The sequence below is a fragment of the Leucobacter musarum subsp. musarum genome (assembly GCF_001273845.1).
Classification (GTDB): Bacteria; Actinomycetota; Actinomycetes; order Actinomycetales; family Microbacteriaceae; genus Leucobacter; species Leucobacter musarum.
In genome coordinates this window covers 73,867-96,633 of sequence record NZ_JHBW01000110.1, presented here as the reverse complement: position 1 = coordinate 96,633, position 22,767 = coordinate 73,867, and the positions used below count along the sequence as shown (strand labels likewise).

19 protein-coding genes are annotated in these 22,767 nt (G+C 66.4%); 10 read left to right on the top strand and 9 right to left on the bottom strand.

Annotated features, from left to right (window positions below; genetic code table 11):
- Positions 1-69: 69 nt before the first annotated feature.
- Both CH42_RS15185 and glf read right to left on the bottom strand, forming a co-directional pair.
- The gene (locus tag CH42_RS15185) at positions 70-2,607 is read right to left on the bottom strand and encodes an S-layer homology domain-containing protein (protein WP_053354048.1); all 2,538 of its coding nucleotides are present in this window, start codon (positions 2,605-2,607) and stop codon (positions 70-72) included.
- 170 nt (positions 2,608-2,777) lie between these two features.
- Positions 2,778-3,923, bottom strand: coding sequence for a UDP-galactopyranose mutase (glf, locus tag CH42_RS15180; RefSeq protein ID WP_053354047.1), 1,146 nt, complete (start codon positions 3,921-3,923; stop codon positions 2,778-2,780).
- Positions 3,924-3,993: 70 nt separating this feature from the next.
- On the opposite strand from glf, the gene CH42_RS15175 reads away from it, so the two are divergent.
- The 3 genes from CH42_RS15175 to CH42_RS15160 all read left to right on the top strand — a co-directional run bounded on the left by CH42_RS15175 (position 3,994) and on the right by CH42_RS15160 (position 7,178).
- Entirely contained in the window at positions 3,994-5,673 is a 1,680-nt protein-coding gene (locus CH42_RS15175) for a methyltransferase domain-containing protein (protein ID WP_053354046.1), read from the top strand.
- Positions 5,670-5,885, top strand: a complete 216-nt coding sequence (locus tag CH42_RS15170) for a hypothetical protein (protein WP_053354045.1) — start codon at positions 5,670-5,672, stop codon at positions 5,883-5,885. Before CH42_RS15175 ends, CH42_RS15170 begins: the two co-directional genes overlap by 4 nt.
- A gap of 474 nt (positions 5,886-6,359) precedes the next feature.
- Positions 6,360-7,178: an META domain-containing protein gene (locus CH42_RS15160; RefSeq protein WP_053354043.1), complete on the top strand. Its 819-nt coding sequence runs from the start codon at positions 6,360-6,362 to the stop codon at positions 7,176-7,178.
- Positions 7,179-7,229: 51 nt separating this feature from the next.
- On the opposite strand, the gene CH42_RS15155 is transcribed toward CH42_RS15160, so the two are convergent.
- A complete protein-coding gene (locus tag CH42_RS15155) occupies positions 7,230-8,186 on the bottom strand; it encodes a Gfo/Idh/MocA family protein (RefSeq protein WP_075205426.1) in 957 nt (318 codons plus the stop codon).
- Between the two features lie 208 nt (positions 8,187-8,394).
- Between CH42_RS15155 and CH42_RS15150 the strand changes: the two genes are divergently transcribed.
- Genes CH42_RS15150 through CH42_RS15135 form a run of 4 tightly spaced genes read left to right on the top strand, consistent with a single transcriptional unit; the run spans position 8,395 to position 13,187 of the window.
- Positions 8,395-9,630, top strand: a complete 1,236-nt coding sequence (locus CH42_RS15150) for a glycosyltransferase (RefSeq protein ID WP_053354042.1) — start codon at positions 8,395-8,397, stop codon at positions 9,628-9,630.
- On the top strand, positions 9,614-10,789 hold the full coding sequence (locus CH42_RS15145; RefSeq protein ID WP_156322611.1) for a glycosyltransferase: 1,176 nt from the start codon (positions 9,614-9,616) through the stop codon (positions 10,787-10,789). The genes CH42_RS15150 and CH42_RS15145 overlap by 17 nt, the downstream gene beginning before the upstream one ends.
- On the top strand, positions 10,789-11,952 hold the full coding sequence (locus CH42_RS15140; protein ID WP_053354040.1) for a glycosyltransferase: 1,164 nt from the start codon (positions 10,789-10,791) through the stop codon (positions 11,950-11,952). The genes CH42_RS15145 and CH42_RS15140 overlap by 1 nt, the downstream gene beginning before the upstream one ends.
- Positions 11,949-13,187 (top strand): glycosyltransferase, encoded by a 1,239-nt coding sequence (locus CH42_RS15135; RefSeq protein ID WP_053354039.1) that lies wholly within the window; start codon positions 11,949-11,951, stop codon positions 13,185-13,187. The genes CH42_RS15140 and CH42_RS15135 overlap by 4 nt, the downstream gene beginning before the upstream one ends.
- Positions 13,188-13,194: 7 nt before the next feature.
- Here CH42_RS15135 and CH42_RS15130 read toward each other — a convergent pair whose 3' ends face one another.
- Genes CH42_RS15130 through CH42_RS15120 form a run of 3 tightly spaced genes read right to left on the bottom strand, consistent with a single transcriptional unit; the run spans position 13,195 to position 15,646 of the window.
- Positions 13,195-14,229: a 3-oxoacyl-ACP synthase III family protein gene (locus tag CH42_RS15130; RefSeq protein WP_053354038.1), complete on the bottom strand. Its 1,035-nt coding sequence runs from the start codon at positions 14,227-14,229 to the stop codon at positions 13,195-13,197.
- A gap of 26 nt (positions 14,230-14,255) precedes the next feature.
- A complete protein-coding gene (locus CH42_RS15125) occupies positions 14,256-14,471 on the bottom strand; it encodes an acyl carrier protein (protein ID WP_053354037.1) in 216 nt (71 codons plus the stop codon).
- A gap of 23 nt (positions 14,472-14,494) precedes the next feature.
- Complete coding sequence (locus CH42_RS15120; protein WP_239684080.1) at positions 14,495-15,646, bottom strand: acyltransferase family protein; 1,152 nt, start codon at positions 15,644-15,646, stop codon at positions 14,495-14,497.
- An 86-nt stretch (positions 15,647-15,732) separates the two neighbouring features.
- Here CH42_RS15120 and CH42_RS15115 point away from each other — a divergent pair, with 86 nt between their 5' ends.
- Together CH42_RS15115 and CH42_RS15110 are read left to right on the top strand one after the other, a co-directional pair.
- Entirely contained in the window at positions 15,733-16,797 is a 1,065-nt protein-coding gene (locus tag CH42_RS15115; protein WP_053354036.1) for a glycosyltransferase family 2 protein, read from the top strand.
- Between the two features lie 9 nt (positions 16,798-16,806).
- Positions 16,807-17,886, top strand: a complete 1,080-nt coding sequence (locus CH42_RS15110; protein WP_053354035.1) for a glycosyltransferase — start codon at positions 16,807-16,809, stop codon at positions 17,884-17,886.
- A gap of 57 nt (positions 17,887-17,943) precedes the next feature.
- On the opposite strand, the gene map is transcribed toward CH42_RS15110, so the two are convergent.
- The gene (map, locus tag CH42_RS15105; protein ID WP_053354034.1) at positions 17,944-18,717 is read right to left on the bottom strand and encodes a type I methionyl aminopeptidase; all 774 of its coding nucleotides are present in this window, start codon (positions 18,715-18,717) and stop codon (positions 17,944-17,946) included.
- Between the two features lie 95 nt (positions 18,718-18,812).
- Here map and CH42_RS15100 point away from each other — a divergent pair, with 95 nt between their 5' ends.
- A complete protein-coding gene (locus CH42_RS15100; RefSeq protein WP_053354033.1) occupies positions 18,813-19,685 on the top strand; it encodes a siderophore-interacting protein in 873 nt (290 codons plus the stop codon).
- Positions 19,686-19,700: 15 nt separating this feature from the next.
- Here the strand turns inward: CH42_RS15100 and CH42_RS15095 are convergent, their stop codons facing one another.
- A complete protein-coding gene (locus tag CH42_RS15095) occupies positions 19,701-20,894 on the bottom strand; it encodes an acyltransferase family protein (RefSeq protein WP_162231103.1) in 1,194 nt (397 codons plus the stop codon).
- Positions 20,895-20,954: 60 nt separating this feature from the next.
- Positions 20,955-22,760, bottom strand: a complete 1,806-nt coding sequence (locus CH42_RS15090; RefSeq protein WP_053354031.1) for an ABC transporter ATP-binding protein — start codon at positions 22,758-22,760, stop codon at positions 20,955-20,957.
- Between the last annotated feature and the right edge of the window lie 7 nt (positions 22,761-22,767).

The window sequence follows — 22,767 nt, the reverse complement described above, 5'->3', positions numbered from 1 at the left end:
CCAGGCGCCTCGTAGGAAACGCAACGGCCCCGAACCTCCTTCAGGAGATTCGGGGCCGTTGCCGTTCGCTTAGTGCTTGTAGCGGTAGATGAACGCCGCCATGGCCTCACGGGATACGTTGTTCTTCGGCTGGTACTGCGGCTTGCCCGACGGCTGCTTCACACCGGTGGAGAGCCCGGACTGGTACATCCAGGAGATCTCCTTGTAGAACTTGTCACCGCGACGCACATCCGAGAATTGCGACGTCGAGGCGCCCTTGTAGGTCGACTTGTCCATGCGGTAGAGGAACGCCGCCATCGCTTCACGCGTCACACCCGATTTGGGGGCGTAGGCGCGACCGCTGGGCGTCGAGATGCCCGTGGACAGCTTCGACGTGTACATCCACGCGATCTCTTTGTAGAACTTATGGTTCGTCGGCACGTCGATGAACGGCGACTTCTTCGGAATCTTGTACCCCTTCGGCGCCGTCGCACCCTTCGGGGTGTTGAGGCGATAGAGGAACGCGGCCATCGCTTCACGCGTCACGTTCGACTTCGCGTCGTACTTGCGCAGACCAGATCCGGCATTGATGCCGGTCGACAGGCCCGACGAACTCATCCAGTTGATCTCGGTCCCGAACTTGTGGTTGTAGGGGATATCGATGAACGGCGAGAATTCGACGGTGACCTTCGCTGTGGTCGAAGTGAGTTGAGTCACGCGCACACGCGCGTTGCTGTCGATGGGCAGCGACACCGTTCCAGCCTTGAAGTCGAGCGCCTTCTTCCCGGCCTGATTCGCGGTCAGCGATGTACTGCGCTTCGCCGCATACGGCCGGTATACCCCGTCCGACCACCGAGCCTGAGCCGTCGGATAGCTCTTCGACACCTGCACACCGGTCGAGACGATGGAACCGCCGTACGGCGAGGCGAACGACGAGCGGCCGCCCATCAACTGCGAATCCTGGCCGGTGCTTCCTCGATACTCCACATAGAAGACTTCGCCGAAGTTGTTCGTGATCTTCAGTCCGCGAAGCCCGTTCGCGCTCCCCAGCGCGTTCAGGGTGAACGTCTGCGAGCGTCCTCCCTTCACGACAACCGTGCGCACGGATCCCGAGGGATTCACGCCGAGCGCGGTGCGATGCGCGACACCCAAGGCCGGGGGCTTTGAGTTCGCCGACCCGCCCGAGCCCATCAGGCTCCAGGTATCGCCGTATTCGACGTCTTGGCATGGGCTGCCCGATGGCTTCAGTACGCGGAGCGTATTGGGGTTTTGCGAGTCGGCATACCAGCCGACGCGCTGATCCGTGGTCGTGCCCGAGCAGACTCGCGCTTGCGCATGACCGAGGCTCATATTGTGGCCGAGCTCGTGTGCGAGGGTCGTCAACGACTTATTGACCGTGTCCTGGTTCGCCGCGGTGCCCCGACCGCCGTAGGATCCCAGATCAACCCAGACCGTTCCGCCGGTGTGAATGCTCGTTCCGATGCCCGCGAGGCCCGCCATGCTGCAGCCGTACCGCGAGTCCACGAACACGACGAGGTGCCGCCCATTCGTGTAGCTGTTTGCATTTGTTCCGTAGGCCTTCGCTGCCTGGGTCCAGAGCGACGAAGGCGTGCACGATGATGCTGTTGCAGTGAGCTTCTTGAAGCGACTGGTCGTGATGCTCGGCACCGAACCATCGGATTGTGTCTTCCAATAGCTCCCCGACTGCGTGACGAGACTCTTCAGTTGCGACTCGGTGAAGGCTCGGTTGCCGTAACTCGACGTGCTTCCCGTGAAGTAGACCGCGTCAACCGTGTGCGCGCGCGCTGCCGGTGCACCGCCAAGCGGAGCCCCTGCTGCATCGCCCGACTCTGCGAACGGTTCGGCTTCGGGCGCCGCAGTTTCACCGGTGACGGGCAACGCTTCCTCAGATTCACCAACCGATGCACTGACCGCCTCGAGCACATCGTCCGCGCTGAGCGAGCCCGTTTCGGAGGCCGCAAGGCTCGCTGCGACCGCATCTCGCGCCGTCGCGTTGAGAGTCGCCACTCCCGCGAACTGCGCATCGGGCTGCAGCGCGCTGCCGAACGAATCCGCGTCGACCGGCACGAAGGTGCCATCATCGGTACCGATCAACACCCCTCCACCAACAGACGCACCGGGTTCCGACACGCTCGGCTCATCGGGAAGCAGGATGACGCGGCCGTTGAGCACGACCGTATCAGGCACCTCCGTGACGTCCCCTGGTTCCGGAAGCGGCGCAGCTTCTTCGACCGGCTCGACGGTGCGCAGTGAGTCATCCGTCGCCGCAGCATCGTGATCGTGTGCGTGCCCATCCGCACTCGCGCTGACACCATCGGCGTCTTCCACGTCTGAGGCGGTCTCGCCTGCAGCGTCATCGGCAGTGGCCCCGGCGTCAGCGTCCACGCCACCGGCAGCCCCATCGCTTTCAGCGGTGGCGTCGGCAGCCGCATCAACCGCATCGGCATCTGCCGGCTGCGCCACGTCACCGTGTGCATCAGCGCTAGCGCTCTCCGCACCGGTCACATCGTTCACCGCGTCCAGAGCCTGCGCGGGCACCGCGGTCAATACCAGGAGCGCGGCCAAAGCGACGCCACCGAGTGGTCTCCAGATCGACTTCACGTTCATTCCCATTCGTTCCCCGAAGCTCAGAGCCAATCCCCAAACTCCGAGGGTCAGCATAGTCGAATCTGAGTGATTCCTGAGTACGCGGTAGGTGAGAGAGACGAAAAGACCCCCACACGCACGAGTGCCCCGCTGGGTGAACAGCGGGGCACTCGTGCGTCAGTGGTTCGCGGTCAGACCTCGAGGATCTCTGCGAGCTTGTTCTGATACATCGACAGGGCCGATCCGATTGCCATGTGCATGTCGAGGTACTGGTACGTGCCGAGGCGGCCGCCGAAGAGTACCCGGTCTTCACCCTCGGTCAATCCACGGTAGGCCAGCAAGCGCTCACGGTCTTCCGGAGTGTTGACCGGGTAGTAGGGCTCGTCTTCGCGGGTCGCAAAGCGCGAGAACTCGCGCATGATGACGGTCTTGTCGTTCGGGTATTCGCGTTCCGGGTGGAAGTGGCGGAACTCGTGGATGCGCGTGTACGGCACATCCGAGCCGGCGTAGTTCATGACGCTGGTGCCCTGGAAGTCGCCGGTGGGCAGCACCTCCTGCTCGAAGTCGAGCGTGCGCCAGGCGAGCTCGCCCTCTGCGTAATCGAAGTAGCGGTCGACCGGGCCGGTGTAGACGACGGGCACGGTGCCGACGACGGCGTTCTTGTTGAGCGGCTGGCTCTCGTCGAAGAAGTCGGTGTTGAGACGCACCTCGATGTTCGGATGATCGGCCATGCGTTCGAGCCACGCGGTGTAGCCGTCGGTCGGCAGGCCCTCGTGCGTGTCGTTGAAGTACCGGTTGTCGTAGGTGTACCGCACGGGCAGACGGCTGATGATCTCGGCGGGCAGCTCCGTCGTGGGCGTCTGCCACTGCTTCGCGGTGTAATCGCGGATGAACGCTTCGTAGAGCGGGCGCCCGATCAACGAGATGCCCTTCTCCTCGAGGTTCTGCGCCGACTTCGTGTCGAACTCACCGGCCTGCTCGGCGATGAGATCCCGCGCCTCCTGGGGGCCGTGTGCGGCGCGGAAGAACTGGTTGATGGTGCCGAGGTTGATGGGCAGCGGGTATACCTCGCCCTTGAAGTTCGAGTACACCTTGTGCACGTAGTTCGTGAAGGTGGTGAACCGGTTCACGTACTCCCACACGGTCTCGTTCGACGTGTGGAAGAGGTGCGCGCCGTAGCGGTGCACCTCAATGCCCGTCTCGGGCTCCGCCTCGGAGTAGGCGTTGCCACCGATGTGCGAGCGGCGATCGATCACGACAACGCGCTTGCCCGCTGACGCGGCGCGCTCGGCAATGGTCAATCCGAAGAAACCTGACCCGACGACAAGAAGATCCATGGCCTCTAGCTTAGAGGCTGGGGGCTGTGCGCCGACGCTAGACTGGGCCCACCCGTTCAACCGGCTGCCTATGAACTCACGAACCACGCCGCAATACCTCGTCATCGACGCGCTTCCCGAGCGCACGGATTCTGTTGACGTCAGATTCGATGACGTGCGCATCTGGTCGATCGACGTGCGCGGCCTCACCGCTCCGGTCGAGATCGACTGGCCAGAATCTCTGCGCCCGCATCTCACCGGCACGACACGGCTCGGCCTGCACGACTCCACCACGGGCGAGCCGATCGGGTCTGAGGAGATCGTGTTCTCGGCGGCGGATCACCGCACCTCGGTGCGCGATGACTCGGGCACCGCACTCGTCGTGAACAAATGGGGTCGGCTCGGTGTCGCGCTCGACGCCATGGGCACCGAGGTGAAGGCGCGCATCGTTGCGCGCACGGCCGAACTCATCGCGCAGTTGCGCGCGCTCGACCTGCGCCCGTTCGTCGTGGGCGGCACACTGCTCGGCGCGGTACGCGACGGCGCACTGCTGCCGCATGACGACGACGCCGACATCGCATACCTCTCACGGCATACGCACCCGGCCGACGTGGCGGTGGAGGCGTTCGAACTCGGACGCGCCCTCGGCGACCTGGGCTACGAAGTCAAACGGCACAGTGCCACCCACGCCCAGCTCATCTTTCGTGCCGACGCAAACGCAGACTCCGTCGGCACGGTCGTGCACTACATCGATGTCTTCTCGGCGTTCTTCACCGCGGACGGCCTCATCAATCAGCCGTTTCACGTGCGCGGAGCGATGCGCGAGGAGCAGATGCTCCCGTTCAGTGAGGTGCGCATCGGCGACACCGCGCTCCCGGCACCGGCTGATACCGACCACTGGCTCACCATCAACTACGACGCGAACTGGCGCACCCCCATTCCGGGGTTCGTGCTCGAGACTCCGCCTGCGACGAGTCGCCGCTTCGACAGTTGGTTCGGCTCGTTCAATTTTCAGCGCGAGTTCTGGGACGCGTTGTTCGCTGGCGATGCGGTGCGGGATCGCGAATCCGCCGAAGCTGCCTGGGGTGCGTCGCGCGATTGGCTCGCCGATACCGCCGCGGCGTTCGACTCCCCGACGGTGATCGACCTCGGTTGCGGCAGCGGCGCACTCACACGAGCGCTGAGTCGCGACACCCGTCGCATCATCGGGGTCGATTATTCGACTGACGCGCTGCACCGTGCTGCAGCGGCCGGGTCGCCCGATGGCGCCGCGCCGCCCGAATACCGGCACCTCAACCTCTACCGGGCGCGATCCCTCGCCTTCACCCGAGAATTCGACATCGACAGCCGGTTCGATGTGGTGGCCAACCACGTGCTCGACCAGGTCGGGCACCACGGCCGCGGATACGCGTGGCGCCTGATGCGCATGGCGTTGCGCAGCGGCGGCCGGGCCGCCTTCACGTTTCACTCGCGCCACGCGCGCAGCGTGCGATTCGACGACCCGACCGGCTGGCACCTCGACCCCGCCGCGGTCCAAGCCGAAGCCTCCGAGTACGGCCTGCGGGTCGAGTTCACCAGCGTGCCCGAACCGCTCCCCGAGTTGCCCAAGGGGGTCACCGACACGTTGCCGCTGGCGCGCGCGGAGACCTTCCGCCGAAACTCACGCCTTCCGACCGGGGCCGTGGTCACCCTGGCCGAAGACACGCCGCACGCGACATCGCTCCCGACTATGCCCCCCGCATCCGACGCCGCCTCAGGAGGCCCCGTATGACCGAACGCAACATCGTCCGTCGGGCTGCCAGCCGCGCGCGACGAGCGCTCAACCCCACGCTTGAGCGCGTCGCACACCTCCAGGCCGAGCTGCAGGTGGAACGCGAGCGCATCACGCGTCTCGAAGCCGAGCTCGATGAGTTGCGTCGCGACAGTCTGCGCGTCGCCGAACTCATCGATCTTGCGGAGCAATCGTTCACCCCGAAGTCATGAGCGACCCGACGGGCGCGAGCGCTGAACCGTATTCCGTTACTTCCCGCGCCAGCGCGAGGCCGTGGGCGCTGGGGTTACTGTGGTTCGTGCCCGTACTCGGGGCGATCATTGCCCCGATTGTGCTCTCCGTATTCGCTGTCAGATTCCGCAATGAGGTCGATGCACGCGTCCGCGAGAACACTCGGTGGGCCGCAAACTGGATGCTGACGGTCACGATGCTGACGTTCTCGGGCGTGTGCTTCGTGGCAATCAATACGATGTTCGACCGCGCTTCCTTCACTCCGGTCTTCTTGTTATTTGCGCTGTGCCAGGCGATCGTGTGGTGTACGCACCTCAGGGTGTCAATCCGCGGCGTGATCGTCGGCCGGCACCGCATCTATCGACCCCGAGCCGCGATTCCACTGATCAATTCTGCGCACCTGATCGATTCGACGCACCCATAGAATCGAAGCGTCTTCGCACGAGGGAGCAACCATGTCAGAGACGATCAAGCACGCGCTCGGAATGCTCTTCGCAGGTGTCATTGCCTTCGGCGGCGTGGGTGCGGCCGTTGCGTTCAGCCCAGCCTCGGCCACCGATTCCCGTCACGAAGCATCCGCGAACGAGCCGGCGACAGCCGCCACACTCGTGGGCCGTTGGCAGGCTCCGGAGCCGGCGAATCAGGATGCGTTCGTCGAGTTCACGCAGTACGGCTTGTGGTTCGCGTCAGACGGCTGCAACGGGCTCGATGGCACCTGGGCGATCGACGATGCAGGTGAGCTCGAGATTCACGGTTCGAAAGCGATGACCCTCATGTGGTGCGATAACGTCGACATCCCGATGACGGTCGCCGAGGCCGCATCGGCCGAGATCGCGGGCGGCCGCCTCACGCTCACCACCGAGACGGGCGACGCGATGACGCTGGATCACACACGCTCCGACAGCGTCTCGCTCGTCGGGTCGTGGCAGCCGATCGACGCCGTCGCCGGGCCTCAGATCGATTTCACGACCGACACCGAGCTCGTCGCGACTGACGGGTGCAATGGCGCTCCCGGCAGTTGGACGCTGGTTCCGGCCCTCGAATACGGCGAGCCCGCATCGGCAGCCAATCTGTTGCCCGGACGTTTCAACGCGGGGGTGCAGGGCTATACGCAGGTCGGCTGCGCCGGGAATGCTGAACGCGATTACATGCGGCTATTCTCCGAAGCCACGCACCTGGCCTTCATCGATGCGGATCGCGTCGCGCTCGTCCGTTCGACCGGAGACGCTGAGCGCGACGCCGACACCGCGGTGACGCTCGAGCGGGTGTCGTAGCGCCCGATCGATCGGGTCAGGGATTCGCATCCCCGACCCGGGCGAGAGGTCTCAGCCCTGCTGCAGCGCCGAGGCGATGATGCGGTGGGCGGGAAGAATGCTGCGGCGCTCTTCGTCGGCGTCGATCTTGCCCTCGACGAGATCGACGAAGTGATCGAACTGCGCGGCGAGCGGCTCAAGCCCGGAGACCTCGGGGACCTCCATCTCGGTCATCTGCTTGAACCCGGCGCGACCGTCGGTGCCCTCGATGTTCGCGTGGCGATACTTCGTCACGCCGCGCAGCAGCAGGTCGACCTCGACCATGGAGCCGAGGGACTGGATCGTGAGGCGGCGCACCTTGCGCTGACCGATGCGGCTGGCCGAGGCCGAGGCAATGCCGTTGCCGGGGAACCGCAGGGTGAGGTCGATCACGTCTTCCGCGCCCTCAAGCGACTCGGGGTGGAAGTAGCCGAGTTCGGCGTTGACGCGCTCGGGCGTCTGCGAGCCGAACATGCGTGAGATGAGGTCGGCGTCGTGCACGAGCACGTCCCATGCCACACCGGTTTTGATGCGCGACCAGTACGGTGAGTGGCGCTCGGCCCGCACATACACCGGCTCCGACTCGATCAGCGACTGCGCGGCGATGACACCGGCGTTGAAGCGCTCGAGGAAGCCGCACTGCACCGGCACGCCGCGCTGCTCGGCCGTCGCCAGAATCTCTTCGGTCTGCTCCAGTGAGGGGCAAATCGGCTTTTCGATGAGCACCGGAAGCCCCGCATCGAGGATCTCGCGCGCGATGTCGTAGTGGTATTCCGTCGACGCCGCGACGACGACCGCGTCAGCGTGCTTCAGGGCGTCTTCGGCTGTGGCGTACCATTCGCCGCCGTACTGATCGGTCGCCGCACGCCCGTTCGCTTCGAACGGGTCGACGATACCGACGAGGTTGGCACGCGCCGACGTCGAGATGATGCGCGCGTGATTGCGCCCCATCGTGCCAGCACCGAACAGGACCACATTGGGTTGCGCCACGGAATCATCCTCCAAGTCGACTGCGTTTCGTACGGCTCGCCAGAGGCGAACCCTCACAGTTTACGGGGACGGCACCGGCAAGCAGGGTTTTGGAGCCCGTCCTCGCGTTCCAGACTCGCGTCACGTGTGCTCCGATACTCGAAGGTCGCCCCTGCCTGCAGACAATTAGTATGGAGAGCATGCAGTTTCGGCGCGGTGGGAGTGACGAGTGGTAAACCGCAACCGGTTGCCGCACTGGGTGAACTGGGCGATCGATCGACTCGCGGATGCGCCGATGAGTCCGCTGGGCCGGATCGCCGCTCGCCGGCTGGGCCGGCCCGCGGCGCGCGGCAGCGTTCTCGCGACCGAGTTCGATCAGAAGCCGACTCGGGTACTCATCGCCCCGGTGAACTATTCGGCGCAGGGCATCGCGTGGGCTCGCGCGCTCGAACGCGCCGAGAACGATATCTCAGCGCGGAATATGGCAATCGATGTGCCGGGCGGGTTCTCGTTCGATGCGGATCTCGTCGTACCGCAAGGCACCTATCACAACGACCCCGACTGGCAACGACGCCAGTTCGCGGCTGCCGCTCAGGCGACCCACGTACTCATCGAAGCCGAGGAGCCACCGTTCGGGCGCCTGATGCGCCGATCAGTCGGCGCGCAGGCGCGCGCGCTTGCGGAGGCAGGGGTGAGCGTCGCCTACTTGGCTCACGGCACAGATGCCCGCCTCCCGTCGCGCCATATCGAGCACAACCCGCTGTCCTACTACGCAGACGATGCGGTGTATCTTCCCCGAGCGGAACAGCTGGCCTCGCGCAACATCGCGCTCGTCGAGTCGAGCGGGCGCCCCGCGTTCGTGTCGACCCCTGATCTGCTCGTGGATCTGCCGAACGCTGTGTGGTGCCCAGTGACTGTCGACCCCGAGCGCTGGGCCGCGCGGTCTCGGAGCGAACGACGCCCCGGCGCCCCCCTGCATGTCGTGCATGCGCCATCGGTCGCCGCGTACAAGGGCACGCCCCTGATCGTGCCGGTGCTCGAGCGGCTGCGCGAGGCCGGAATCATCACCTTCGAGCTGATTCAGGGCGTCCCATCGAGTGAGATGCCGGCGAAGTTTGCTGCCGCCGATGTGATGCTCGACCAGTTCCGCGCCGGCTCATACGGTGTCGCAGCGTGCGAGGCGCTCGCCGCCGGATGTCTCGTCATCGGCCAGGTCTCCGACCAGGTGCGATCGGCCGTCCGCGACGCGTCCGGAGATGAGCTCCCGATTACCGAGGCGACACCGGCTACCCTTGAGGCGGCGCTTCGGAGCCTCGCCCAAGATCCCGATCTCCGAGCTGCTCGAGCCCGTGGCATCGCATTCGTGCGGCACGTGCACGACGGCGCGTTTGCAGCACGTGCGCTTTTGGATCACTGGATTTCGCTGCCCGACCGAAAGGATGGCCGAGGTGCACCCCGTCGCTGAGCGTCTTTGGAAGATCGCCCCGAAGTTTGCGCAAGACGCCATCGCGTCGGCGGTCGACCGCGCGCAGGGCATTGTTCCTCCGGCACCCCCGGTGCCCGATACCACTCGGCCCACTCGGCTGCTTGTCGGTCCGGTCAACTACGCCGGCCAGGGGTACCAGTGGTCGCGCGCCGTCGAGACAACCGGCCAGGTGTCGGCGCGCAACTACGTGCACGAGGCCAATAACCCGCTCGGCTACGCGGCCGACTACACCGTGTCTTGGCGAACGGCGGAGCACTCGCGCGCCTGGCAGCGAGCGATGATCGAAGCACTGCGAAAGAACTACACGCACGTGCTCGTCGAGGCGTGCTTCCCGGTGCTCGGCGGGCTGTACGCCGGCGACATGCGCAAGCAGATCTCGCTCATGCAAGATGCCGGCCTAAAGGTCGCGTTCGTGGGCCACGGCACCGATGTTCGTCTGCCTTCTCGGCACGCCGAGCTGGAGCAGTGGTCGTTCTTCCGCGACGACGAATGGGTCGCACCCGAACTCGTGGAAAAGGTCGTCGCTGAGAACCTACAACTCATCGAAGACCTCGCGCTCCCCACGTTCGTGTCGACAGCCGGGCTACTGCTCGACCTGCCCGCTGCCCACTTCCTCGGTGTCATCATCAACCCTGGCAAATGGGCGAACACGTCACCGCTGCTCGAACGCCCGCGCCTCAAGGTGGTGCACGCTCCGACGAACCCCATCGTCAAGGGCACCGGGTTCATCGAGCCGATTGCGCGCAAGCTGCACGACGAGGGCGTCATCGAATACGTCGAGTTGCGGGGTATCCCGAACGACGAGATGCCGAGCGTGTTCGCCGACGCGGACATCGTGCTCGACCAGTTCCGGGTCGGCGACTACGGAGTCGCGGCCTGCGAGACGATGGCGTCCGGGCGTATTGTGCTCGCGCACGTGAGCGACCAGGTGCGGTCGACCGTCGAGGCGGCCGCCGGCATGCCGTTGCCGATTCCCGAAGCCACGGTCGAGAATCTCGAATCGGTGATCCGCGACATCGCCGACCGTCGAGACCACTACCGTGAGGTCGCGGCTCTCGGACCGGAGTTCGTTCGCCGCCTGCACAGCGGGGGCTTCTCGCGCGAAGTTCTGATGCGCGAGTTCTTGGACCTCGACTGATGCGCATTACGATCGCGAGCCGCATTTACCGGCCCGAGCCCTCCGCCGCGTCGCTGTTTCTGGGCGGCGTGGCAGACTCGCTCCTCGCGCAGGGACACGAGGTCGAGGTGCTGACTGCACGCCCGCTTCCCGGACAGGGCAGTGGTTCCCGCGGAGAGCGCGTGCGTACGTTTCCCGTGCTGCGTGATCGCACCGGTTACGTTCGCGGATATCTGCAGTATCTGAGCTTCGACGCGCCCCTGGCGTTCCGTCTGCTGTTCTCTCGGCGATCCGACGCCGTCTTCGTCGAGCCACCGCCCACCACCGGAGCGGTCGTGCGCATTGTGTGCGCGCTGCGCCGCATACCCTACGTGTATGACGCGGCCGACGTGTGGTCTGATGCGGCATCCGGTGCCACCGGCTCGAGCGCGGTGGTGACGGTGCTGCGTGCGTTCGAGCGATTCGCGATGCGCGGTGCCGCACGCATGGTCACGATCTCCGATGGAGTCGTGGAACGCGCGCGAGCACTCGGAGTGCAGACGCCGATGGCGGTGACCGGCTTCGGGGCCGATACCGACTCGTTCGTGTACGAGGAGCGGCCGATCCAGCGCACCTTCGTCTATGCCGGAACGTTCAGCAACTTGCACGGTGCGGTCGTACTCGTCGACGCGTTCGCGGAGTTCTCGCGCACGCACCCCGGGTTCACACTGCGATTCATCGGCAACGGCACCGAGCGGCAAGCAATTGAGGATCGCGCGCGCGATCTCGGAGTCAGCGCGCAGGTCGAGATGCGCGATTCCGTGCTGCCTGCAGCGCTTCGCCCCGAGCTCGCGGCGGCCACCGCCAGCCTGGCGACCCTACTGCCCGGGGGCGGGTACGAATACGCCTTCACGTCGAAGATCTACTCCTCGATGGCGACCGGGTGCCCCGTCATCTTCGCCGGCCCGGGCCCCACCGCGGCGTTCCTCGAGCGCGCGTCCGACGACGTGACGGTGGGTCAGGCTGTCGAGTACGACGTCTCGTCGATCGCCGAGGCGATGCGTCGGGCAGCTGACCGACCGCCGACCGCGGAGCAACGGCGAGAGCTCGCCGCGTGGACCGCAGCCCACCATTCGATGCAGGCGGTGACCGATCGTGTGGCGCGCGAGATCGTCGCCGTCGCCGCCGAACGGAGCACCGCGTGAGCGGCTGGTTCGCGCGAGCCGCGGGCTGGGCGGTGGCGCACCGCTCCAAGCTCCCCCGCTGGACGCAACGGCTCATGGAGTCAGCGGCTCGCAACCCCGACGGCTTCGTGGGTCGTATCGCGGGTCGTCTGCTCGGCGGTGGCGGCCCGGCACCCACGACGAGCGTGCCTGACGCCGGCACCCGCGTGTACATCGCACCGACCAACTACGCCGGCCAGGGGTTCCGCTGGGCCCGAGCGCTTGAAGAGTTCGGCACCGACGTTGCCGCGCGCAACGCGGCGATCGAGTTGCCGGGCGGCTTCGCGTTTCCTGCCGACACCCTGGTGCCTATCGCTTCGGTCAACGCTTCGGGCGAGTGGGCCGAGGCCGAGTGGGAGGCTGCACGGCAGTTCACGCACGTACTGGTCGAGGCCGAGCGGCCGATGTTCGGCAAACGCTTCCAGCGCGATCTCGCCGCGGAGATCACGGCGCTGGGCGACGCCGGAGTGAGCGTCGCGTTCCTCTGCCACGGCACCGACATACGCGACCCCGAGAGGCACGCGGAGCTGACCCCGTGGTCGATGTATCCGGAAGATCCGCGCACCGCCCAGCTCCAAGCCGACGCGCGCGCAAATGCCGCACTCATTGCCGGTTTCGACCTGCCGGTCTTCATCTCGACTCCGGATCTCGTCGCCGACGTGCCCGACGCGCGCTGGTGCCCGGTTGTCGTCGATGTCGAACGCTTTCGCGCACCCGCGTCCCCGAGCTTCTCCGGTCGACCGCTCAGGATCGCCCATGCGCCGAGCGACCCGCTCGTCAAGGGCAGCAACTACATCGAGCCCGCCCTCGCCCCGCTGATCGCCTCGGGCGCGGTCGAGTACACGCTCATCACCGGCACCCCGTCGGCGCTCATGCCTGCGGCGTTCGCGGCGGCGGACGTCGTGATCGACCAGTTCCGAGCCGGGTCGTACGGGGTCGCCGCCTGTGAGGCGTTGGCGGCCGGTCGCGTGGTGGTCGGGCACGTCATGCCGTTCGCGCGCGAGTACGTCCGCGCGCAATCCGGGCTGGAACTCCCCATCGTGGAAGCCACCCCCGACACCCTGCTCGCCGTGGTCGAGGATCTCCTCGCCGACCCGGAGCGCGCGCAGCGGATCGCCGTCGACGGACCCGAGTTCGTGGAGGCCGTGCATTCGGGGCGCTTGAGCGCCGGAACCCTGCTCGAGCACTGGATCACGGACACCGGCTCGGCCAAGTAACTACCTGCTACCAGGTCAGTACGAGCCCGCCCCACGAGAGGCCGACGCCGAACCCGAGCAGCATGACCCGCATGCCCGGGCGCAGCGTCCCGGCTGACACGGCGTCGGTGAGCGCAATTGGAATTGACGATGACACGGTGTTGCCGGTCTCCGCGAGAGACACGAAGAATTTCTCCTGAGGCACTTTCAGCTTCTTGCGCAGGTGTTCAAGCATGAACGCGTTGGCCTGGTGGAAGACGAAGAGATCGATATCGTCGAGACCGGCCTGCGCCTTCTCAAGCACGGCGTCCACGGACTCGGGAACGACGCGCAGGGTGAAGTTGAAGATCTCGGGGCCATCCATGTAGAGGTCATACCCGTTGCTCTCCAGCTCACGCGCTGCGGCGGTCGACCGGGGCTCGAGATCTGCGCCGCCGCGGAGTCCACCGTGGGGTACGACGAGTCGCCCAGCGCCGCTGCCGTCCGTGCCGTAGGTAATCGCGGTGATGCGTTCCACGGCCTCGTCGGCCGCGTCGACCTCTTCGGCCTCTTCGACCTCGACGAGGGTCGCTGCAGCACCGTCACCGAAGATCGTGCGCACGCTCTTGTCACGCGGGTTGACGAGCTTCGTGTAGGTGTCGGTGGTGATGAGCAGCACGCGCGTCGCCTGGCGCGACTCGATCAGCCCTTTGGCCTGGCCCAGGCCGTAGATGTACCCGGAGCAGCCGAGGTTGATGTCGGCAGCGCCTGCCGAGGCGCGGAGCCCGAGCCCCTCGTGCACGATGCATGCCGTCGTCGGCAGCAGATAGTCGGGCGTCTGCGTGACCACGAGCACGTAGTCGATCGTTTCAGGGTCGATGCCGTCGCGTTCGATCAGTCGGCGACCAGCAGCAATCGCGAGATCCGAAGAATACTCGTCGGGCGCCGCAATATGTCGCCGATGAATGCCGGTCTTGGCCGCGATTTTGTCGACGCTCCACTCCGGAAACTCCTCGGCGAGGCCTGCGTTGGTGAGCACCTGCTCGGGCAGGTGATATTCGACGGCGGCGACGCGCGCGTACACTCCAGGCTCCGACCGAGGGTCAGCGATTATGCGCGCTGAACGAGGGCGAACAGATCTTCCACCGTCTGAGCGTCTGCCAGCTCATCGGCATTGATCTCGATCCCCGCGCGCATGTCGGCTTCCGCGATGAACGAGAGGTTCGCAAGAGAATCCCAACCCTGGTTCTCGAGACTCTCGGTCTCAGACACGGCGTCGACCTCGAGAATTTCGGCGACCAGTTGCAGCAGGGAGTTCTTTTCCATGGACTCAGATTAGCAATCCACAGTCACGCGCTGCGCACTGACGACGAACGTCGACGCCCGCTTCGCGCATCTTTCCACTTCCGCATTCGTCGTTCGAGCGGGTGCTCCACGAAACGGTGGAGCACCCAGGCGAGCAGCAGATCGCAGGCGAGCAGCACGACGAGCCAGCCGAGATTGCGCCACGATGCGTCTTGGAACCCGAAGATGCGTAGTGCCAGATAAATCACGGTCGCGTGCACCAGGTAGAACGCGAACGACCATTCACCGAGTTTCACTTGCCAACGCGCGTCGAACCAGGTGCGGCCTCCGCGCAGTGTGTGCGCGGTGAGCGACACGATCGCGAGCCCCACCGCAACGGTGAAGATCTCATTCCCGAAGAATCCGAAGAGGAAGATGCTCGGGCGCGTGGTGGAGGCCACGATACCGAGCACCACGACGGCGAGCGCCGCGATCCCGAGCACCGGATGCACGCGTGGACGCCACCCCAGACGCACGGCCCAGGCGAGGGCCATGCCGAGCAGGAACTCGGGGACGCGCGTGATCGGCATCGGCACGTGGATGAGCCACGATTCGGGCCAGAGCAGCACCCCTGCACGGTAGGCGAACGCCCACACGAGCGCGAACACGCCGAGCCACAGGGCGCCGCGCCGGCTGAGCGGCAGCAGCACTTTCGAGATCCAGGGGTGGAGCGCGTAGAAGAGCGCTTCGACGGTGAGTGTCCAGGCAGCCGGGTTGCCCGAGAACAGCACGGCCGAATTCGCCGACCAGCCCTGCAGCAAGAGCACGGAAAGCAGGAGCAGGCCGATATCGAACGGTTTCAAGAAGCTGCCCTCGGGCACCGGGGCGAGGGTGTAAAACACCGGGATCGCGAAGAGCAGAGCGACCATGTGTGCCGGCCAGATGCGCGCGAACCGTCGCCAGTAGAACGTCGACTTCGAGACGCCCGGTCGCATCGACCAGGTCAGCACGAAACCGGAAAGCACGAAGAAGAACGTGACCCCGAGGTACCCCTGGTGAAAGACGTCTGAGATGCGGCCGGGGAGCGGCGCGAAGACCTCCATGTGAAAGAGGAAGACCATGAAGGCGGCCCACCAGCGCAGGCCGGTCAGAGCGTCGAGGCGCGGGGTCGGCTCGGCGAGCGTCGTCGAGGCGCGCAGTTCAGCGGTGCGGGTCACGGGGGTCCAATCGGGTGCGGGCAGCGCCCTCTAGAATACCTGCGCTCGCCACGAGCCCAGATCGTGGGGGCCGCTACCATCGACGCATGAGCCACGCCCTCGTCGACGTCATCGTTCCTGTGCACACGCCGACGCGCCCCATCGCGCGCGCGGTCGCCTCAGTGCTCGACCACACGGCGGCTGAGGTGCGCGTGCTCGTGATCGCGCACAACACCCCGGTCGCGGGCATTCGCGAGGCGCTCGGGGGCGCGGCTGACGACCCTCGCGTCGAACTGCACGAGCTTGGTGATGGCGTCGCCTCGCCGTCAGGGCCCCGCAATCATGGTCTCGGTCTGATGTCGGCTCCGTGGTTCAGCCTGCTCGACTCCGATGACTGGCTCGCACCCGGCGCTCTCGATTCGTGGCTGCGTCTCGCGTTGTCGAGCAGCTCCGACGCGGTGCTCGCACGCATCGAGCGCCAGGGCTCGGACACGCCCGACCCGCTTCCGCCGACACGCCCCGGCCGCATTCAGCGACTTGATGCGGTGCGGGATCGCCTGCCCTATCGCTCCGAACCCGTGGGGCTGCTCTCCCGCGACCGCTTCGGCGATCTGCGCTACACCCCGTCGCTGCGCTCCGGCGAAGACCTTGAGGTCTCGGCGCGAATTGCCTACAGCGGGGCGTCGCTCGCCTACGACCGCACCGGTCCCGCGTACGTCTTCGGCGCCGATGCCGGTGACCGGGTCACCGCTGAACGTCGCCCGCTCGCCGACGACTTCGCCTTTCTCGAAGCGATTGTCGCGAGCGACTGGTTCCGTGCGCTCTCGCGGCGCCAGAGGCTGGTGTTCGGGGCGAAGGTGTTTCGCCTGCACTTCTTCGATGCGGTGCTCGCGCGCCTCGACACCGATGGCGGGCTCGCGGCGCACCGCGACGAGTTCGCGGCTCTGGTGCAGCGCATTCGACGAATTGCGCCGGGCGCGATCTCAGTCCTCTCGCGCCGCGACCGGGCGGCCATCGACGCCGTGCTCGATCCGACTGGCGACGCCGCGACGGTGCGGCACTTGCTCGATCTGCGTTGGGCCGGCGGCATCGACTCCCAGTTGACGCGCAATCCGCTGCTCTCGCTGCACCGCCAGGGGCCACGGCGCACCCTGCGCGATATGACGGTCTAGCATCGAAACATGACCGAGCCGCTCGTCGACCTCACCATCGCCGTCCATTCAGCCTCGCGGCCGATCACCCGGGCTGCGGCCTCGGTACTCGATCACACGCGCGCGGCCGTGCGCGTGAACGTGGTCGCGCACAACATCGACCCCGAGATCATCCGAGCGAACCTGGGCGCGTACGCCGATGATCCCCGGCTGCGGCTGCTCGAACTGCGCGACGGCATCAAGTCGCCCGCTGGGCCGATGAACCACGGCTTCGCGAGTTCTACCGCGCCCTATCTCTCGGTGATGGGGTCTGACGACGAACTCGCACCGGGCGCCATCGATTCGTGGCTCGCAATCGCGCAGCGCACGGGCGCCGAAGCGGTGCTCGCCAAGATCCAGCTCGACACCGGTCGCACCGATCCGTACCCGCCCGTGCGACTCGGCCGGCGCACCGAGCGTCTGCACCCCCGCAAAGATCGCCTCGCCTACCGCAGCGCCCCCCTGGGCCTGATCAGTCGCGCACGATTCGGCGAACTGCGTCTCACCGAGGGCCTGCCATCGGGTGAGGATCTCACGTATTCGCTCACCGTCTGGTACACCGCCCAGGCCCTCGCGTACGATCTGCATGGCCCGGCATACGTGATCAATGCGGATGCCGGCGATCGCGTCACCTTCGCCCCGCGACCGGTCGCCCAGGATTTCGCATTCCTCGACGAACTCGAGTCGCTCCCCTGGTTCGTGAATGCCACATCCGTGGATCGGCTCGCGATCGTCGTGAAGCTCGTGCGTATCCACGTGTTCGATGCGATTCTCGCCCGATCACGCACGATCGAAGATGTGCGTGCCAACCGCGCGCCGCTGCTGTCGCTCATCGATCGACTTCTCGGGCTCGCTCCGGGCGCGGCAGCGTACTTGTCACTGGCGGATCGCGCGGTCTTCGACGGGCTCCGTGACCCGGGCGCCACGCCCGAATCGATCGCCGCGCTGCTTGAGGTGCGTCACCGCTACCTGTCGGTGCCGACCCTACTCACGCGAAACCCCCTCCGCGCGTTCCACGCACAGGCGCCGTTCCGCACGCTCTTCGCAGGCTACCGCATCATGCGGGGCTGAGCACTCAGCCAACCGCCTCGGCGTCGCGCCCGCCCGCATCGGAGGGCCTGAAACCCTCTAGCGCGTGGGCAACGTCAGAATCTCAGCACCGTTCTCGGTGATCGCGACGGTGTGCTCGGTATGCGCGGTGCGACTCCCGGTCGCGCTGCGCAGCGTCCACCCGTCGGCGTCGAACACGAGCTTGTCGGTGTCGGCCATCACCCACGGCTCGATGGCGAGCAGCAGACCGGGCCGCAGGCGGTACCCGCGACCGGCGCGGCCGCTGTTCGCGATATGCGGATCCTGGTGCATGGTCGACCCGATGCCGTGACCGCCGAACTCCATGTTCACGGAGTACCCGGCCCCCTTGAGTACCTTGCCGATCGCGTTCGAGATGTCGCCGATGCGGGCGTCGGCCTTCGCAGCTGCGATGCCCGCGCGCAGGGCCTCCTCGGTCGCGGCGATCAGGGCCTCGTCGGCAGGGTCGCGTCGCTCGCCGACGATGAAGCTGATCGCCGCGTCGGCTGCGATCCCGTCGACGGTCAGCGCGAGATCAAGCGTCAGCAGATCGCCGTCGGCGAGTGCGTAGTCGTGCGGCATGCCGTGCAGCACTGCGTCGTTGACCGCGGTGCACACGTAGTGCCCGAAGGGGCCGTTGCCGAACGACGGAGCGTAGTCGACGTAGCACGAGACCCCGCCGCCCTCACGAATGAGTTCACCGGTGAGCCGGTCGAGCTCGAGCAGGTTCACCCCGACGGCGGCGCGCTCGCGCAGCGCCTGGAGGATGTTGCCAACGAGCGCCCCCGCGCGTCGGGCTCGGCTCAACTGGTCGTCGTTCAGGATCTCAATCATCGGGGTCCATCGTACTCGCCGCCATCGCTCCCGGGATCCTGAGATTCGTCCGATGTTGCTAGAGACGCAGGCGTCAGCGGCGCTACGGTGAGACAGTGAATGAATCCGCTCCCCGCCGTCGCGGCGCCCCCGCTCGTGTTCTGACCGTCGACCGCACCGAGCGCATCAGCCCGCACCTGGTACGCGTGCATCTCGGAGGCGAGAACTTCGCGGCGTTCCTCGGTGAGGCCGACCCCGAGCGACTCGCCCAGACTGACAAATACGTGAAGCTGCTGTTCGCGAAGCCCGAGCTCGGCCTGGAGCCGCCCTACGACCTCGAAGCGCTGCGCGAACGCCTCCCGCTCGAAGATCTGCCGGTGCGCCGCACCTACACGATCCGATCGATCGATACCGCGACCGACACCCTCGCGATCGACTTCGTCGTGCACGGCGACGAGGGCATCGCCGGGCCTTGGGCGGCCTCCGCGCAGCCGGGCGACCTGGTCACCTTCTCGGGCCCGGGCGGGCAGTTCGCGCCGACGCTCGATGCACAGGTGCCCCGCCTGTTTGTGGGTGATGACTCGGCGATTCCCGCGATCGCGGCGGCGCTCGAAGAGGTGCCGGCGAGTGCACACGGGCTCGTGCTCATCGAGGTGGGGAACGCCGACGACGAGATCGAACTGCGGCACCCGCACGGCATCGAGGTGCGCTGGCTGCACCGCGAGCAGCCTGACGGGACGCACGCGACGCACGGCACCGTGCTCGTCGCGGCCGCACAGGCTTTGCCGGTGCCCGAGGTGCTCCCCGAAGTCTTCGCGCACGGCGAGCGCGGGGCGATGAAGGCGCTCCGCGTGCTGCTGCACAACGGTTGGGGAATCGAGCGCCGCGCGCTCTCGCTCTCCGCCTACTGGGCGCTGGGCCGCGCGGAAGACGGGTTCCAAGCGGAGAAGCGCGAAGCCGTCGGCCAGATCTTCGAGGCAGCCGAGTAGCGCCTCGGCGCGGCGTCAGCCGACGTCGCGCCGAGTTTCGGCGGGCTCAGTGGCGCGGGCGCCGCTGACCGATGCCGAGCGCGAGTCGATGAGGTCTCTCGAGTCATCGCGGTGGTGGGTCGTGCTCGGCAGGGCGTCGAACGACCGCTGCAGAGCTCGACGAATGCGGGGCCGGAGCGGGCGCTCGACCCAGCGCTCGATGATGATGGCGAGCCCGAAGCTCACGGCGAACGCGGCGGCTACCGCTCCCCACTTGCCCACGATCGGGTCCACGGTGCTGATCACCCACCAGCCCCAGTACTCGTGCACGAGATACAGCGGGTAGGTGAGCGACCCGGCGTACGTCATCCATGACCAACCGGCGTGTTTCAACGGGGTGATCGTGACCAGCGCGACGATCACGAAGATCAGCACGACGAGCACCGACCCGATCGACGCCGACGGGTCGACCTCGGTATCTCGCGGCACCGCCACCATGAAGCTCTGCGTGACCGATTGCTGCACGGCGAGGCACACATTCATGATGAGCAGCAGCCAGCGCAGCAGGCTGTGCCCTCGAGAGTGGATCAGGTACAGCACCATTCCACCCGCGAAGAGTGACGCATAGGCGGGCGAGAGCAGCGCGGTCAAGAAGGTCGATTCCGACGTGCTTGCGATCGCACCGATGACCGGCCAGAGGAACGTGAACGCGAGCACCTTCGCCTCCGTGAGGCGCACACTGATGAGCAGAGCGATCAGTACGTAAAACAGCAGCTCGATCCAGAGCGTCCAATACACGCCGTCGATGTGTCGCACGCCAAACGCAGTCTGGAGCATGGTGAGGTTCGTGAGTACGTCGGCGAAGGTGATCTGACGGTCGAACTGCGGTGTGACCACAACTATGAGGAATGTGGTGAGGAGTACCCCGGCCCAGTAGGCGGGGTACAGCCGCGACACCCGTGCGGAGACGAACTGACCGAGACTCCGCCCCTCAGCCGACAAGAGGATCACGAACCCGCTGATCACGAAGAACAGCTGCACGCCAAGGAAGCCATATGCGGTGAATCGTGACGCGAGCCCGAACTCGTCAGCTGCGGCCGCATCCCATGCACTGCTGTTGCGAGCCGTGTAGTGGTACCAAAGCACCGCAATCGCGGCAAGCAGTCGCAGGAGATCAAGGAGGAGGAATCGAGGCCGCCGGGAAACGGAGGTTTGTGCTGCGCGGACCATCATTCCAGCCTAAGCGATGTTCGGCGGCGGTCCGCACCGGGTTTCGACGCCGCCGAACGACTACTTCGGATCGCGCAACAGCGAACCGAGCCCCGCGAGCGCGACCTGTTCGCCGAACGGCGGGTGCGCTTTCGCGACCTCGGCGAACGTGCCCTGCGCCACAATGATGCCCTCGTCGAGGTAGCAGATGCGGTCGTAATCCTTGATCGTCGACAGGCGGTGCGCCACCGAGATCAGCGTTACCTCACCCTGCAGGCTGCGAATCGACTTCGTGACCTCGTCTTCGGTCTTCGTGTCGAGCGAGCTCGTCGCTTCGTCGAGCACGAGCACGAGCGGGTCGGTGTACAGCGCGCGAGCGATGCCCAGGCGCTGCTGCTGGCCGCCCGAGAGCGACATACCGCGCTCGCCGATGCGCTCATCGATGCCGCCAGCGCGGTCGGCGATGAGCGAACCGAGCTGCGCGCGCTCCAGCGCGTGGATCACCCGGTCGCGATCGATCTCTTCGCCCCAGGTGAGCGCCACGTTCTGAGCGATGGTGCCGTCGAACAGCGCCACGCGCTGCGGCACGTACCCGACCCGGCCGCGCCACTGCCGCAGCACGGACTGCATGGGGTCGCCGTCGATTTCGATCGCGCCCTGAGAGGGCTGGCTGAGCCCGAGCAGCAGATCGATCAGCGTCGATTTACCGGCACCCGACGGGCCGACGATGCCGACGGAGCTTCCAAGCGGCACATCGAGCGACATGCCGCGAATCACGTCGGCGTCCGCCGACGGGTAGCGGAACTGCACGTCGTCGAGGCGCAGCAAGCGAGGGTTCTCAGCAAGCTCGGCGGTGTCGGCCGGAGTCTGCGAGGTCTGCACGTCGCGCTCCGAGGCGATCAGGTCACCGACCACGTCTCGGGCACCCGGCAGACTCGCGGTCGCCTGAACGATGCCGCCCTGCAGCGCGGTGAGCGCCGGAATCAGTCGGAAGCCCGTCGTGGCGAAGAGCGCGACCGACGAGAGCGCACCCTGCACACCACCCTGGAAGAAGTACGCGCTGACACCGATGAGCGCGATGCCGCCGAGCAGCGCCATCTCGAACGCGAAGCCGGGCAGCACGCCGAGAAACGAGCCGTTCGCGCGAGCACGAGTGCCGTGACGTCGGTTGTCGGTCACGAGGTCGGCGACCTCGCCCAGCCGGTTGCGCAGGCTGAGTTCTTTGAGTGCGTCGATCATCTCGGTCATGAGATTCGCGACGCGGTAGCTGTAGTCGCGGTTCACCTGGCCGGCCTCGAGTGAGCGGTTCGTGACCACGAAGTGCACGAGGAGCATGACGAGCGAGAGGTAGACGAACGCGATGACTGAGGTCGCCGGATCCGAGACCACGAGCACGCCGAGCACCAGGATGAAGGTGAAGAAGGCGCTCGGCACCCGCATGAGCGGCAGCACGAACCCGGCCATCGCGTTCGCGATGCCAGCGTCGGCGATTCTCGTGATCTCCGCGACCGTGCGCTTCGAGCGCTCCTCCCAGCTCGCCCCGATGTACGCGCGGAACAGGCGGTCGCCCACCTCGAGCTCGTACTTCGCGAAGCGGCGCGTGGCGAACCACTGCAGAATGACGTTGAGCAACGACTTCAGCATCATGAGCGCGAGCGCGATGAGCACGAGCAGCGGCGCCGATTCGACGCCGATCTTGCCGAGCACGGGCACGGTGATCGCGTTGCCGGCGAGCATCGGGCCGATGGTCACGGCGAGGATCGCCATGCCGATCGCGTCGAGCGCCGTGATGAGGCTCGTTGCGACGATGTAGCCGACAAAGTAGCGCTGCGCGCCATCCGGCAGCAGCGGCAGCAGTTGACGGAGAGTGGTCCAGATGTGTTTCATGATGCTG